This window comes from Enterobacter cloacae complex sp. I1M (assembly GCF_014982425.1).
Lineage (GTDB): Bacteria > Pseudomonadota > Gammaproteobacteria > Enterobacterales > Enterobacteriaceae > Enterobacter > Enterobacter intestinihominis.
The window spans coordinates 131,341-144,782 of the sequence record NZ_JADCLG010000005.1 but is presented as its reverse complement, the minus strand read 5'-3'; the positions used below and the strand labels follow the sequence as shown (position 1 = coordinate 144,782).

The window sequence follows — 13,442 nt, the reverse complement described above, 5'->3', positions numbered from 1 at the left end:
AAAGGCTATGGCTGTTATCGTTATTACCGGCGGTACGGCGGGCGTGGGGAAAGCCACGGCGCTGCACTTTGCTAAAGCGGGCTACGATGTAGGCATTATTGCCCGCGATGAGCAGAGCCTGCGCTCCACAGAAGAGGAGTTGCGCCGTTTCGGGATCAACGCGTGTGCCGTTCAGGCCGACGTGGCGGACAGCAAGGCGGTGACCGATGCTGCTAACGAAATTGAATACCGGCTTGGAGCCATCGATGTGTGGGTGAATAACGCCATGGGCGGGATGCTGGCGCCGTTTCGCACCATGTCCCCGGAGGAGTTTCGCCGCGTCACCGAGGTGACCTATCTGGGCTATGTTAACGGCACCCGCGCCGCGCTGGAGTTAATGACCCCTCGCGATCGCGGAACGATTATTCAGGTTGGCTCCGCGCTGGCCTACCGTTCCATTCCCTTGCAGTCAGCCTACTGTGGCGCGAAGGCCGCGATCCGCGGATTTACCGATGCCGTACGCACCGAGCTGATGCATGAAAACAGCCGGGTGCAGATCGCAATGGTACAGATGCCGGGCCTCAATACGCCGCAGTTCGAGTGGGCGAGGAATAAATTTGCCTGGGCGATGCGCCCGGTTCCTCCCGTATTTCAGCCGGAAGTGGCCGCCAGCGCTATTTTTAAGGTGGCGCAGAAACCGGTGCGGGAGCTATGGGTGGGCAGCAGCACCGTCCAGTCGATTGTCGGGCAGTTTCTTTTCCCCGGTTTTCTGGACCGGCTGATGGTTAAAAAGGCCTGGGAAGGGCAGATGACCGATACGCTAAATGCGGATGACCGTCAGGACTATCTGGATCAGCCGGTTAACGATCTGCATAAAATCCACGGGCATTTCACCGACGAAGCAAAAGAGCGCGCCACCAGCGTTACCTCCGGCATGCCGGGGAAAGTGCTGCTCGGCTCCCTCGCCGTCACGGGCGCGATCGTGGCGCGTCTGCTGCTCTCGCGGAGACGATAATCAGCGCAGTGCGGTACGATCGGTCCAGAACCAGCGGTAGCCATAGCCGCTGAGGTTAAGCGCGACGGTTTTGCCGCATACCAGCGCGTCGTCGTAGCGTTTGTCCGCCAGGCATGCGGTCCAGGTCGCATGCCGGATCCCTCTGGCGGTAAAATTAACGGGCTTATCGCTGAAGTTAACGAAGGTCAGAATGCTGCGCGTGTCGGTTTCGTAATAGATCCCCAGTACCGCATCGTTGTCGATAGTAATAAGACGAAACGGCGCGACGCCGATCTCAGGAAACTCCGAGCGCGTATTGGCGATATCGATAATGCAGTGCAGGAGGGAGTTGCGGTGCAACAGCGAATCCGCCACGTTGATTTTTTGATAGCGGTACGGACCATGGTCAATCATTGGGGCGATAAAGGTTTCCGGGTCGGCATCTGAGAAACCGCCGCCCTGCGATCCGGCCCACTGCATCGGGGTGCGTACGGCGTAACGCTCCTCCAGATCTAAATCATCGCCCATTCCAATTTCATCCCCGTAGCGCATGACCGGTACGCCCGGCAGCGAAAACAAGACCGCATGGCAAAAGGCCAGCCGCTTTCGATCGCCCTTAAGCATCGGCGCCAGACGGCGGCGGATCCCTCGCTGATACACGCTCATCTCTTCATCAGGGGCGAAGGCATCAATGACGGTCTGCTTTGCTTTTTTGCCTATCCCTTCCAGATCCAGCTCATCATGATTGCGCAGCCAGTTGGCGAAGCAGCAGGAGTCCGGCGGCACAATCATCTTTTTCACCGCGTTGCGCAGCGGTCGTGCGCTCTTCTCTGCAAGGCTGACGTAAAAGTACTTATTGAGCCAGAAATTCAGCACCAGGTTGAGCCGGTCATTCTGACCAAAATAATCTTTGTAGGCGTCGACCTCCACGTCGACTTCGCCGAGCAGGATCGCGTCCGGATTGCGCTGTTCGATAAGACGGCGCAGATGCTCCAGGATCCACAGGCCGCGTTTTTCATCTCCACGCCCGGCCTGTTTTGTCAGGTGCGACGCTGCATCCAGGCGAAAGCCCGACACCCCGAGCTTTAGCCAGAAGATGATGATGTTCTCAACCTCCTTCAGCACCGCCGGGGAGGCCAGATTGAGATCCGGCTCGTGGTGATAAAACATATGCCGGTAGTATTGCCCCGCTTCGTCGTCCCATGTCCAGACGCTCTTTTCCACGCCGGGGAACATCGGTGGCGTATCGTCCTCGTCCGTGTCAGACCAGAGATAATAGTCACGGTAGGGTGACTGCGGGTTGCGGCGGGCTTGCTGAAACCAGGGATGCGCATCCGAGGTGTGCTGGATCAGCAGCTCAATAATGACCTTCATCCCCAGCTCCCGCGCCTGTTCAATAAAGGCGATGATATCGTTGAGCTTGCCGAAGCGGGGATCGACCTGCAAATGGTCGCTTACGTCATAGCCTTCATCGAGAAAAGGGGTGAGGTAAAACGGGGTGATCCAGATAACCGTCGCGCCCATCCGGCGGATGTAGCGCAACTTCGCGGCGATCCCGGCGATGTCGCCACAACCATCGCCGTTAAGATCGTAAAACAGGGCGGTATCAATCTGGTAAATAATGGCGCGTGTATGCCAGCCTGCCATAGCAATCCTTAGTGATAACCTTCGGTATCAGACACTTTGCCCCGGAAGACGTAGTAGCTCCAGGCGGTGTAAACCAGGATCACCGGGATGATTAACAGCGTGCCGATCAGCATAAACAGCTGGCTGGCAGGCGGCGCGGCGGCTTCCCACAGGGTGATGTGCGGCGGGATAATGTGTGGCCACAGGCTGATGCCCAGTCCGCTAAAGCCGAGGAAAATCAGGCCCAGCGTTAACAGGAACGGACGGGCATGGCTGTCGGGATTGCGCGTCAGCCGCCAGATCCACAGGCTGAATACCGCCACCAGAACCGGAACCGGCAGGAACCAGAAGAAGTTAGGCAGTGTAAACCAGCGCTCGGCGACAAACTGCCAGCCGAGCGGGGTCCAGATACTCACCACCGCAATAACGGCGATCAGGGCCAGCAGCACGTGCCGGGTCAGCTCACGCATCCGGTTTTGCAGCGCGCCTTCGCTTTTCATGATCAGCCATGTGGTAGCCAGCAGGGTATAGGCGACAATCAAACCCAGCCCGCAGAACAGGTTAAACGGGGTTAACCAGTCCAGCGAGGAGCCCACAAAGCGTCGCCCTTCCACGTCAAAGCCGTTGATCATCGCGCCGACCACGATCCCCTGGCTGAAGGTTGCCAGCAGGGAACCGCCAGCAAAAGAATAGTCCCAGAATTTGCGGTGGGAAGGGGTCGCCTTAAAGCGAAACTCAAATGCCACGCCGCGGAAAATAAGCCCGATCAGCATGGCCGTGAGCGGGATGGTCAGGGCATCGATAATCACCGCGTAGGCCAGCGGAAACGCGCCGAACAACCCTGCGCCGCCGAGAACCAGCCAGGTTTCATTTCCGTCCCATACCGGTGCGACGCTGTTCACCATCACGTCGCGTTCTTTGGCATCGCCCACAAAGCTGAACAGCATGCCGATACCGAGATCGAAACCGTCCATGATGATGTACATCAGCGTGGCGAAGACAATAATGGCAAACCAGATGACCGGGATATCGACGCCCATCAGATCTTCTCCTCTTCCGGAACAGACTCGGCGGCGGACAGCGGACGGGCAGGGGTGCCCGACGTATTAGACGTTAGCGTGCCGACAGGCTGCGGCCCTTTCTTTATCAACCGGGCGAGATACACATAACCCACGCCAAATACCGAACAGTAGACCACGATAAAGGCCAGCAGGCTGATGCTCATCTGCAACGTGCTGTGCAGAGACACCGCATCTATCGTGCGCAGATAGCCGTAGACGACCCACGGCTGGCGGCCCACTTCGGTGGTGACCCACCCGGCGAGCAGCGCAAGCAGTCCGGCTGGCCCCATGCACAGGGCAAACCAGTGGAATGGTCGCGAGTGATAGAGTCGGCGGCGATAGCGCAGCCAGACGCTCAGCACACCAAGCGTAATCATCAGCAGCCCCATGCCGACCATAATGCGGAAAGACCAGAAGACGATGAGCGAGTTCGGGCGGTCCTCTTTCGGGAAATCTTTCAGCGCCGGGACCTGTTTATCCAGGCTGTGCGTCAGGATCAGGCTGCCGAGCGCCGGAATTTCAAGCCCGTATTTGGTGCGCTCCTCCTCCATATCCGGTACGCCGAACAGCAGCAGCGGGGTAGCCTCGCCGGGCGGATTTTCCCAGTGGCCTTCAATCGCGGCGATTTTGGCAGGCTGATGCTCAAGCGTATTCAGGCCGTGCATATCCCCAACGACTGCCTGGATGGGCGCGACCAGCAGCGCCATCCACATGGCCATGGAGAACATTTTGCGAATAGCGGGCGTGTCGTTGCCGCGCAGCAGATGCCATGCCCCGGACGCGCCCACAAACAAGGCGCTGCACAGGAAGGCGGCGATGGACATATGGATCAGACGGTATGGGAATGAGGGGTTAAAAATAATGGCCAGCCAGTCTTCGGGAATGACCTGACCGTTCTGAATACTGAAGCCCTGCGGGGTGTGCATCCAGCTGTTGGAGGCGAGGATCCAGAAGGTGGACATCAGCGTGCCCAGCGCTACCATGCAGGTGGCAAAGAAGTGCAGGCCGGGGCCGACCTTGTTCCAGCCGAACAACATCACGCCCAGGAAACCGGCTTCGAGGAAGAAGGCGGTTAAGACTTCATAAGTGAGCAGAGGGCCGGTTATGCTGCCTGCGAACTGGGAAAATCCGCTCCAGTTAGTCCCAAACTGGTAGGCCATTACCAGCCCGGAAACCACGCCCATACCAAAGTTAACGGCGAAAATTTTCAGCCAGAAATGGTAAAGCGAGCGCCAGACATCATTTTTTGTGCGAAGCCACATGCCCTCGAGAACCACCAGATAGCTCGCAAGCCCGATGGTGATTGCCGGAAAGAGAATATGGAAAGAGACGGTAAAGGCGAACTGTATCCTGGCCAGATGAAACGCATCAAGCTCGAACATGCTCCGTACCTCTGGAACTGATAGCCCACAAGGCATTGCCAGACAGCCTCAGGCTGCCTGGCAAAACCGGTTACGGTTTTTTCTTACCCGCGCCAAGCTCGGCACCGGTAAGCGGATCGGCTTTAGGATCGGATTTCGTACGTGCGCACATTGCTTTGACCAGCGTAGCCTGCTCTGTTGTGAGCGTTACGCTTGCGCCGCCGTCACCGCCATCGACCGCTGGCTGAGGAGATTCCACGTAGTCGAAGTGCTTGTCGCTGTTCCAGCTTCCGCGAACTTCTCCCCCCTCAGACATTTTGTAGTACTTGTTGGTGTACTCTTCGATTGGCGGCAATTTACCCGGTGGGAAGTTGTTACGGATCGACTGGAGCGCCTTCTCAAACGAAAGCTGGTGTGCTGCCTCACGCGTCATTAAAAACGCCAGCGCATCTTTAACACCTGGATCGTCCGTTACGTTAATAAGCCGTTCGTAGATAATTTTGGCGCGCGCCTCGGCCGCAATGTTAGAGCGCAGATCCGCGGTGGGTTCGCCAATGGTATCCACGTACGCCGCCGTCCACGGTACGCCTGCGGAGTTAGTGAGCGGAGTACCGCCCCCGTAGAGCAGGGAAGTGATATGACTGTCGTTGCCGTTTTCGGTCATGGACCGGTACAGCTCCGCTTCATTTTCAACGCCTTCCGCCAGTTCACCTTTCGCACCCTTATTAAGCATACCCACCAGGGTGCCGATAATTTCCAGGTGACTTAACTCCTCGGTCGCGATATCCATCAGCATATCTTTACGACCGGGATCGTCGTCGCTCAATCCTTGCGTAAAGTAACGACATGCCGCGGCAAGTTCGCCCTGTGGCCCGCCAAACTGCTCAAGCAGAAGATTAGCCAGACCCGGATTCGGTTCGGCTACGCGTACCGTGTATTGCAGCTGTTTTACGTGTCGAAACATAGTTTCTCCCTCTTCCGTTATTTTTTCGCTTCAACGCCGTCCGCGTCGGAGCGCAGCAGGAACTGTTCCGTCGTCTGTGGAATATGTTGAATCAGCCAGTCCGCCATCTGGCGCTCTTCTTCCAGAATGGATTCAATGGCTGGAATGGAGGCGGTATCGCCCGCTTGTTTGGCCGCGGCCAGCAGAGAGGTGTAGCAGGCAATTTCAAACTGCTCAAAAACGTAGCCGCTGATGGAGCCTTTAACAATTTCGTCGGAAGGGAACATGCCGCCAATGGACTGGCCGAGCGCCGCCATTTTGCTCATGGAATCTTTTATGACCGAACGGGAAATATTATTGCGGTCGAGAATTTCTTCCAGCACGGTAATTTGATGTTTAGTTTCATTAACGTGTTGTTCAATTCGTGCACGTAAGTCGGGATAATTATCAATACGGCTGGCCATTGATTCCAGCATGGATTCGGCTTGCTTTTCCATCGCATGGGCATCGCGTAGCCAATCATGGTAGTGTTCTACATGATTCATAATTAACTCCTGTGATTTATTTTCTGGTTAATTGTTGGTGCTGATGCTCATTAAATTATTATTTATCCTTTCTGGGCTTTTTGATTAATATTGCCGACAGCCAGATCGGTTAATTTGAGATCGGTTTCTTTTTCTTCTTCCAGTGTTTCTGCAAGAAGTTTAACGGCTTTTTTATAGCCTAATTGTTCAGCCAGGGTGGCCAGGGTGCCGTAGCTGGCAATTTCGTAGTGCTCGACTTTCTGTGCGGCGGCAATTAATGCAGCGTCACGCACTTCGTTTTTCTCAGTGCTCTCAATAACTTCGTTGGCTTCTTCAATTAAGCCTTCCATTGCAACGCATTTCATGCGCTTCAGCTTGAGGCCGGATTCCTGCTCAATAATCTGATCGATACGTTCGATCTGTCCCTGCGTCTCCTCAAGGTGAGCCGTGAACGCAGCGCTCAGCTTCTCGCTTGATGCGGCGCGGGCTAACTTGCTTAGCGCGCGGGTCAGCTGCTTCTCAGCGCTATAGGTATCGGATAACAGGTGAATAAATACATCTTCAACAGTTTTCATATTCATATATTCGCTCCAGTGAAATAAAGGGAAGGTACTGCGAGCCGACAGGCCCGCAGCATGCTCTCGGTATATTTATAAGAGCTTTAAATAAGATCAGGAGTTATCAGATTTACGGCCCCCGCCGTGACTGTTCTGTCCCCCTTTCTTACCCGCTTCAGATGCGCGTTGCGGATCGTTTTTGAAATTACCGCCGCTGTGCTGGCCGCCTTTACGTCCAGCTTCTGATGCTTTTTCACGGTCTTGCGCGAAATTACCGGAACCACCACGATGTTGCTCTGCCATATATCAACCCTCATGTTGCGTTTATGTCAGGTGATACGATAAGTAATTCGTATCAGTTGTCGTTCAGAAATTAACATTAGTCGTTATGTGAGAAGAGTCAAATTTCCTGTCTGGGTTGTTTTGCGCCATTTCCAGAGATGCGGGGAAAATACCGCTTCGTTACGTTTTTTGAAAATTGGAAGTAAATCCATTGCTTAGGGATAAATAACTTGTGTCGTTAGGATTCCGCTTAGCTAATAATCTTAATATGAACGCGGCGGAAATGATTACAAGAATTGACGTAGCGCAAAAATATATCTTGCCGACCTGATTCTTTATAATCGGAATAGTCTTAAGCGAGAAGTAAAATAACGAGCCGAAACAGTGTATCCGATCGTCGTTTTTGACGTGGTCAGGCGGATCGGGTGAGGGTATGCTGCATTTGTCACCACAATAATTACAGAGGCAATGTCATGGATCAGGAGCTACTGGATGCAGGGTACCGGGCCTATACCGGTGAGAAAATCGATGTCTACTTCAACACAGGGATCTGCAAACACTCGGGCAACTGCGTACGCGGCAGCGCGGCGCTGTTCGACCTGAAGCGTAAACCCTGGATCGCACCGGATGAAGTGGATGCAGAAACTGTTGCGCGCGTAATTGATACCTGCCCGAGCGGTGCGCTGAAGTACCGCCTAAAATAAGTGAGGAACCATGGATATTCTTGAAGGCCATAACAAGTTTTATGTCAACGACGCCGAAGGCAATCAGGTTGCGGAGATCGTCTTTGTCCCGACCGGCGAGCATCTGAGCATCATCGAGCACACCGATGTGGATCCGAGCCTGAAAGGGCAGGGAGTGGGTAAACAGCTGGTGGCAAAGGTGGTAGAGAAGATGCGCGGGGAGAACCGTAAAATTATCCCGCTGTGTCCGTTTGCGAAACATGAGTTTGATAATACGCGGGAGTATGACGATATTCGGGCGTAAAACAGATGCCCGGCATTGCGCCGGGCAGCACACTCAACCGACAAACATCACCGACACACACAGCACACCCACAATCAGCGTCAGCAGGTTACCGATGGAGCGGTACGGTTTTAACGACGGGATCAGGTACGTCGACAGCGTCGGCATGATGAACAGGATCATGGCGATAAGCGGACCGCTGATGGCGTAAATCATTGAGATCGCATTCGGGTTGATGCAGCAGACCGCAAAGGTAATCAGCGACACGCCGAGAATCGAAACCGCGCGGTTAAAGGCGCGACTTTTCTTCACCCCCACCTGATTCAGCGACGATTTCACAATTTCCGTTGCCCCTTCAATCACGCCAAAATAGGTGCCGAGGAACGATTTCGACATCGCTATAATTGCCACGATAATGCCGGAAATGCCCAGCCATGCCGGGGACGAAGGCATCATCGACAGCGCGGACAGGATCGTCACCCCTTCCTCTTTTGCCGCCACGATATAGGACGGTGGAATCGAAAGCAGGCAGCTGAACACAAAGAACAGCACGCTGAGGCAGATGATCAGGTACGCCACTTTCATGATTTTTTTGCATTTACCCATAGCCTCTTCACCGTATTTCTCGCGACGATCTACGGCGAAGGTCGAGATGATCGGGGTATGGCTAAAAGCGAAAACCATCACCGGGATCGATATCCACACCTGGTGCAGCGTATGCTGGTCGAAGGCCATCTGGCTGGTCAGCAGCGACGGCTGCCAGCTGCCCGTCAGATACAGCGAGACAAACAGGAAATAGGCGATCAGCGGAAAGACAAGGAAACCCATCACCTTAATGGTGATGTGCCGCCCCATCAGGAAGATCAGATTCAAAATCAGCACCACGCCAAAACTCACCAGCATCCGCACGCTGGTATCCACCGTCATCCGTTTCGCCAGCTGTTCAGTAAGTGAGTTGGTTATCGCCACCGCGTAAATCAGAACCACCACAAAGAAGGCCACGAAATAGAGCGTGGTGATGAGGTTGCCGATCTTTTTGCCGTAGTAATGGGAAACGGCACCGGTGATCCCTTCGTTGCCTTTCGTCTTCGACGACAGAATAAATTGCGCCAGCGCTTTATGCGGCCAGTAGGTTAAGGGATACGCCACAAGGGCGGTGATCAGCAGGACAATTGCGCCAGCAGAGCCGAGCTGAATGGGCAAGAACAGGGTTCCTGCGCCCACGGCAGTGCCGTAGAGGGCGAAACTCCAGAGAGTCTCTTCTTTTGACCAAATTTTCGACATTAGAGCAACGTATCAACTATAAAACGAACAAAAAGGAGTGCAATTTACCATAATTATGCGTTGAGGTCGCCGTTGCTTCGCTGGGGTTGGGCCGGAGAAGGTCTCCGGCCGGAAGGTCATTCGCTTGCCAGGGCGCGACGTTGCTGGCGGCGCTTGATAATTTTCTCCCGCAGGGTGTCATACGCCCAGTTGTAGAGCATGGTGTACGGCAGGAAGAACAGGAAGAAACCAATCTCCAGCGTGAAGGCCTGGAGCAGCGTCACGCCCAGCACGGCGGCAACGATGGTTACGCCAATCACAATAAAGCCGCATTCAAAACCCAGCGCATGCAGGGCGCGCACTTTTGCCGTGCGCTTCACCCGCTGGACAGGCCAGAAACGGTCGAAGCCAAAGTTATAGATAATGTTCCAGAGCATTGCCGTGGTCGCCAGAATAATAGTGAGACCCCCCATTTCAACCACCGAGCGCTGCATTAGCCACGCGGCCGTAGGGGCGAGGATCGCCGTAGCAATACCTTCAAAACAGACGGCATGGAAGATCCGCTCCGGCAATTTACGTTGGAGTGCATCCTGATGTTGCATATTTACCTCATATAGACGCCAGTATGGGCGTTGATGCGGCCTATTCTTATCGCTTAAGGTGATATATAAAAGATGGTATCCATCGATAAAGTAGATACATCATGCGTTATTCTCCCGAAGCACTGACCGCGTTTGTTGAAACTGTCGCCGCAGGTTCGTTTTCAGCTGCGGCACGACGGCTGCGTAAAAGCCAGTCCACCATCAGCACCTCCATCGCCAACCTTGAAGCTGACCTTGGCTTTGAGCTGTTTGATCGCTCGGGCCGTCATCCGGTGTTAACCGCCCAGGGTGAACAGGTGCTGGGCTATGTCCAGTCAATCCTCGCCGCCAGCGCGCGCCTTGATGAGCTGGCCGTATCCTTAACGGCGCAAACGGAGGCGCGTTTTACCTTTGTTCTCTCCGATACGCTTAACCCGGCCGTACTGGAAGAGATGATGAGCCAGTTCGACCAGCGTTTTCCGCACACCGAATTCGAGTGTCTGATTGGGGAAGAGGAGGACGTGATCGATCTGCTGCAAAAGGAGCGGGCGCAAATTGGCCTGACGGAAGCACGCGACAGCTACCCGACCGATATTGGCGCGACCCGCCTGCCTATGCAGACGCGGATGGCTATTTACGTTTCTGCCGGACATCCTCTGGCAGGGCAACATGAGACGCAGGCGGACGAGCTGCATGGCTGGCGCGAGCTGCGGCTGAGTACCTATCTTGAACGGGAAGCGCCCCTTGCGCGCGGGCCGGTCTGGTCTGCGCCGAACTACCTGCTGCTGCTGAGCATGGCGGTACAGGGCTTTGGCTGGTGCGCGTTACCCTGCGCGCTGGTCGACGAATTTGCCGCATCGAAATCGCTGGTGCAGCTGAACGTGCCGGGCTGGCCGAGGTCGATTGCCATCGATCTGGTATGGAACAAAAGAACCCCGCCCGGCGTCGCCGGAAGCTGGCTGCGCCAGTACTTGCAGGACGCACGATAATCCTGTGACTAAACTCACTAATTTTAAACATTTGCGTCAATTGTTGATAACAATCCTCTACTATCGTCATGTCATTTTGCACAGAGGTCGTGATGAAAGATGTCGTTATAGTGGGTGCGTTACGTACGGCTATCGGCTGTTTTCAGGGAGCGCTTGCGCGTCACTCTGCGGTTGATCTCGGCAGCGTGGTGGTAAGAGCGCTGGTGGAACGCAGCGGGGTTGCCGCACATGAAATTGATGAGGTGATCCTCGGCCAGGTGCTGACCGCTGGCGCGGGACAAAACCCTGCGCGCCAGGCGGCGCTGAAAGGCGGCCTGCCTAACACCGTTTCGGCGATTACCATCAACGACGTCTGTGGTTCAGGTTTGAAAGCGCTCCATCTTGCGACGCAGGCCATCCAGTGCGGTGAAGCGGACGTGGTCATTGCCGGAGGGCAGGAAAACATGAGCCGCGCCCCGCATGTCCTGACCGACAGCCGGACCGGCGCGCAGCTTGGGAACAGTCAACTGCTTGACAGCCTGGTTCATGACGGGCTGTGGGACGCCTTCAACGACTACCATATGGGCGTAACGGCGGAAAACCTGGCGCGGGAATACGGCATCAGCCGCGAGCTTCAGGATGCGTATGCGCTTAGCTCGCAGCAAAAAGCACGCGCGGCGATCGACTCCGGCCGTTTTCGCGATGAAATTGTCCCGGTCAGTACCCAACGCCAGAACGGCGAAGCGCTCATCGTTGATACCGACGAGCAGCCGCGCACCGATGCCAGCGCAGAAGGGCTGGCAAAACTCGATCCGGCCTTCGAAACGCTCGGTTCTGTAACGGCAGGTAACGCATCCTCCATTAACGACGGTGCGGCGGCGGTGATGATGATGAGTGAAAGCAAAGCCCAGGAGCTGGCGCTGCCGGTACTGGCGCGCATCAAAGCGTTTGCCAGCGTGGGTGTTGATCCTGCGTTAATGGGGATCGCCCCGGTCTATGCCACGCGCCGCTGTCTTGAGCGGGCGGGCTGGCAGCTGAACGATGTAGATCTGATTGAAGTCAATGAAGCCTTTGCTGCACAGGCGATCTCGGTCGGGAAAATGCTGGAATGGGATCCGCTGCGGGTCAACGTCAACGGCGGTGCGATCGCGCTCGGTCATCCTATTGGCGCTTCCGGCTGCCGCATTCTGGTGTCGCTAGTCCACGAAATGAAAAAGCGTAACGCCCGAAAAGGGATCGCAACGCTCTGCATTGGCGGAGGGCAGGGGGTAGCCCTGGCTATCGAACGGTAATCTCCCCCTCTGCGCACAGAAAGCCTCCCTCGGGAGGTTTTTTTATGTCCGCAGAATCCTTTTTTAACACTTCTGCGTTCTTTCTTGAGCCCACAATAATTATTGCGCGGTGAATTATTCGCTTTGTGAAGTTCTTAGTGTGATCTCACGCCTGGAATTTATGCGTTATACGCCTTTTTTGTTGATGAGGTTCACGTCGATCTTTGCCAAAAAAAATGAAACAAATAATTTCGATCCTTGTCACTAAAATAACGGTACATAAAAAATAAACTCAAGTTTCATAAAAACGAAACGTTATTTTAATTGAGGGTTTTTTCATGTTTAAGAAATCTCTGCTCCTTGCTTCCCTTATTAGTGCCTCTTTTGCGGCTAGCGCCGTTACCGTCGATCTGCGTCACGAATATATTGACAGCGGCTCGAATGCCGACCGTGTTGCCGTCTCGCACCGCTTTGACAATGGCTTCGGTTTTTCAGTCGAGGCGAAGTGGAAATCAGGCGGGGACAAGGCAGATCAGCCATTCGCGGATGTGGTGGGGAACGGTCACGAAGATCAGATTAGCTGGCGCTGGAAAGCGACAGACAATATCGCCCTGACGCCTGCGTTTACGATTGAAAGCACAGACAGTCGTACCATTTATAAACCGAATCTGCATGTGCAATATAGTTTCGATAATGGCTTCTACGTGGCCGCGCGTTACCGTTATGAATATACCCGCTACCCGTCAAGCTCAAATAAGGACGATGATAAAGTTAACCGTGGTGATGCGTGGGTCGGTTGGGTATTAGGTGACTGGCGTACCGAGCTGAACTATGTTTACGCGAAAAGCTCTGAAGGCGTGGCCCGAAATAACAATAAAGATTATTCCAATGAATATAACGCCAAGCTGGCCTACAAATGGGATAAAAACTGGGCACCGTATGTTGAGGTGGGCAACGTGGGGGTTAAAGACACTGACGAACGCCAGACCCGTTTCCGTTTAGGCGTGGCGTACTCCTTCTGATAATCCAGCTTCTTCGCTAAAAACCGCCGGGTGGCGCTTCGCTT

At 54.6% G+C, this 13,442-nt stretch carries 15 protein-coding genes; 6 read left to right on the top strand and 9 right to left on the bottom strand.

Annotated elements, in window-relative coordinates; all coding sequences use genetic code 11:
* The first annotated feature begins 7 nt into the window (after positions 1–7).
* The gene (locus INF86_RS02315; protein ID WP_023298529.1) at positions 8–994 is read left to right on the top strand and encodes an SDR family oxidoreductase; all 987 of its coding nucleotides are present in this window, start codon (positions 8–10) and stop codon (positions 992–994) included.
* Here the strand turns inward: INF86_RS02315 and INF86_RS02310 are convergent, their stop codons facing one another.
* The 7 genes from INF86_RS02310 to INF86_RS02280 all read right to left on the bottom strand — a co-directional run bounded on the left by INF86_RS02310 (position 995) and on the right by INF86_RS02280 (position 7,348).
* Entirely contained in the window at positions 995–2,620 is a 1,626-nt protein-coding gene (locus INF86_RS02310) for an alpha-amylase family protein (RefSeq protein ID WP_045622067.1), read from the bottom strand.
* 8 nt (positions 2,621–2,628) lie between these two features.
* Positions 2,629–3,639 (bottom strand): cytochrome d ubiquinol oxidase subunit II, encoded by a 1,011-nt coding sequence (gene cydB, locus INF86_RS02305; RefSeq protein WP_022649265.1) that lies wholly within the window; start codon positions 3,637–3,639, stop codon positions 2,629–2,631.
* The gene (locus tag INF86_RS02300) at positions 3,639–5,042 is read right to left on the bottom strand and encodes a cytochrome ubiquinol oxidase subunit I (protein ID WP_003862857.1); all 1,404 of its coding nucleotides are present in this window, start codon (positions 5,040–5,042) and stop codon (positions 3,639–3,641) included. Before INF86_RS02300 ends, cydB begins: the two co-directional genes overlap by 1 nt.
* Positions 5,043–5,112: 70 nt before the next feature.
* The gene (locus tag INF86_RS02295; protein ID WP_193543185.1) at positions 5,113–5,985 is read right to left on the bottom strand and encodes a manganese catalase family protein; all 873 of its coding nucleotides are present in this window, start codon (positions 5,983–5,985) and stop codon (positions 5,113–5,115) included.
* A 17-nt stretch (positions 5,986–6,002) separates the two neighbouring features.
* Positions 6,003–6,509 carry a ferritin-like domain-containing protein gene (locus tag INF86_RS02290; RefSeq protein WP_022649262.1) on the bottom strand — a complete coding sequence of 169 codons (507 nt, stop codon included), beginning with the start codon at positions 6,507–6,509 and terminating at the stop codon, positions 6,003–6,005.
* Between the two features lie 62 nt (positions 6,510–6,571).
* Positions 6,572–7,069, bottom strand: a complete 498-nt coding sequence (locus tag INF86_RS02285; RefSeq protein ID WP_003862851.1) for a ferritin-like domain-containing protein — start codon at positions 7,067–7,069, stop codon at positions 6,572–6,574.
* A 90-nt stretch (positions 7,070–7,159) separates the two neighbouring features.
* Entirely contained in the window at positions 7,160–7,348 is a 189-nt protein-coding gene (locus tag INF86_RS02280; protein WP_022649261.1) for a general stress protein, read from the bottom strand.
* A gap of 452 nt (positions 7,349–7,800) precedes the next feature.
* Between INF86_RS02280 and yjdI the strand changes: the two genes are divergently transcribed.
* A complete protein-coding gene (yjdI, locus tag INF86_RS02275) occupies positions 7,801–8,031 on the top strand; it encodes a 4Fe-4S mono-cluster protein YjdI (RefSeq protein WP_022649260.1) in 231 nt (76 codons plus the stop codon).
* Positions 8,032–8,041: 10 nt separating this feature from the next.
* Complete coding sequence (locus INF86_RS02270) at positions 8,042–8,314, top strand: GNAT family N-acetyltransferase (protein ID WP_006811846.1); 273 nt, start codon at positions 8,042–8,044, stop codon at positions 8,312–8,314.
* A gap of 33 nt (positions 8,315–8,347) precedes the next feature.
* On the opposite strand, the gene INF86_RS02265 is transcribed toward INF86_RS02270, so the two are convergent.
* Together INF86_RS02265 and INF86_RS02260 are read right to left on the bottom strand one after the other, a co-directional pair.
* Complete coding sequence (locus INF86_RS02265) at positions 8,348–9,577, bottom strand: amino acid permease (protein ID WP_022649259.1); 1,230 nt, start codon at positions 9,575–9,577, stop codon at positions 8,348–8,350.
* A gap of 116 nt (positions 9,578–9,693) precedes the next feature.
* Positions 9,694–10,158 carry a multidrug/biocide efflux PACE transporter gene (locus INF86_RS02260; protein WP_022651793.1) on the bottom strand — a complete coding sequence of 155 codons (465 nt, stop codon included), beginning with the start codon at positions 10,156–10,158 and terminating at the stop codon, positions 9,694–9,696.
* 101 nt (positions 10,159–10,259) lie between these two features.
* On the opposite strand from INF86_RS02260, the gene INF86_RS02255 reads away from it, so the two are divergent.
* From INF86_RS02255 to INF86_RS02245, 3 genes are all read left to right on the top strand, one after another.
* Positions 10,260–11,126: a LysR family transcriptional regulator gene (locus INF86_RS02255; RefSeq protein WP_032626067.1), complete on the top strand. Its 867-nt coding sequence runs from the start codon at positions 10,260–10,262 to the stop codon at positions 11,124–11,126.
* Between the two features lie 92 nt (positions 11,127–11,218).
* A complete protein-coding gene (locus INF86_RS02250) occupies positions 11,219–12,397 on the top strand; it encodes an acetyl-CoA C-acetyltransferase (RefSeq protein WP_022649256.1) in 1,179 nt (392 codons plus the stop codon).
* 317 nt (positions 12,398–12,714) lie between these two features.
* Complete coding sequence (locus INF86_RS02245; RefSeq protein WP_003862842.1) at positions 12,715–13,398, top strand: oligogalacturonate-specific porin KdgM family protein; 684 nt, start codon at positions 12,715–12,717, stop codon at positions 13,396–13,398.
* The last annotated feature ends 44 nt before the right edge of the window (positions 13,399–13,442 follow it).

Bases quoted from the DNA above. Each gene is read 5' to 3' on its own strand.
- INF86_RS02315 (WP_023298529.1), top strand. From the start codon at position 8: ATGGCTGTTATCGTTATTACCGGCGGTACGGCGGGCGTGGGGAAAGCC.
- INF86_RS02310 (WP_045622067.1), bottom strand. From the start codon at position 2,620: ATGGCAGGCTGGCATACACGCGCCATTATTTACCAGATTGATACCGCC.
- cydB (WP_022649265.1), bottom strand. From the start codon at position 3,639: ATGGGCGTCGATATCCCGGTCATCTGGTTTGCCATTATTGTCTTCGCC.
- INF86_RS02300 (WP_003862857.1), bottom strand. From the start codon at position 5,042: ATGTTCGAGCTTGATGCGTTTCATCTGGCCAGGATACAGTTCGCCTTT.
- INF86_RS02295 (WP_193543185.1), bottom strand. From the start codon at position 5,985: ATGTTTCGACACGTAAAACAGCTGCAATACACGGTACGCGTAGCCGAA.
- INF86_RS02290 (WP_022649262.1), bottom strand. From the start codon at position 6,509: ATGAATCATGTAGAACACTACCATGATTGGCTACGCGATGCCCATGCG.
- INF86_RS02285 (WP_003862851.1), bottom strand. From the start codon at position 7,069: ATGAATATGAAAACTGTTGAAGATGTATTTATTCACCTGTTATCCGAT.
- INF86_RS02280 (WP_022649261.1), bottom strand. From the start codon at position 7,348: ATGGCAGAGCAACATCGTGGTGGTTCCGGTAATTTCGCGCAAGACCGT.
- yjdI (WP_022649260.1), top strand. From the start codon at position 7,801: ATGGATCAGGAGCTACTGGATGCAGGGTACCGGGCCTATACCGGTGAG.
- INF86_RS02270 (WP_006811846.1), top strand. From the start codon at position 8,042: ATGGATATTCTTGAAGGCCATAACAAGTTTTATGTCAACGACGCCGAA.
- INF86_RS02265 (WP_022649259.1), bottom strand. From the start codon at position 9,577: ATGTCGAAAATTTGGTCAAAAGAAGAGACTCTCTGGAGTTTCGCCCTC.
- INF86_RS02260 (WP_022651793.1), bottom strand. From the start codon at position 10,158: ATGCAACATCAGGATGCACTCCAACGTAAATTGCCGGAGCGGATCTTC.
- INF86_RS02255 (WP_032626067.1), top strand. From the start codon at position 10,260: ATGCGTTATTCTCCCGAAGCACTGACCGCGTTTGTTGAAACTGTCGCC.
- INF86_RS02250 (WP_022649256.1), top strand. From the start codon at position 11,219: ATGAAAGATGTCGTTATAGTGGGTGCGTTACGTACGGCTATCGGCTGT.
- INF86_RS02245 (WP_003862842.1), top strand. From the start codon at position 12,715: ATGTTTAAGAAATCTCTGCTCCTTGCTTCCCTTATTAGTGCCTCTTTT.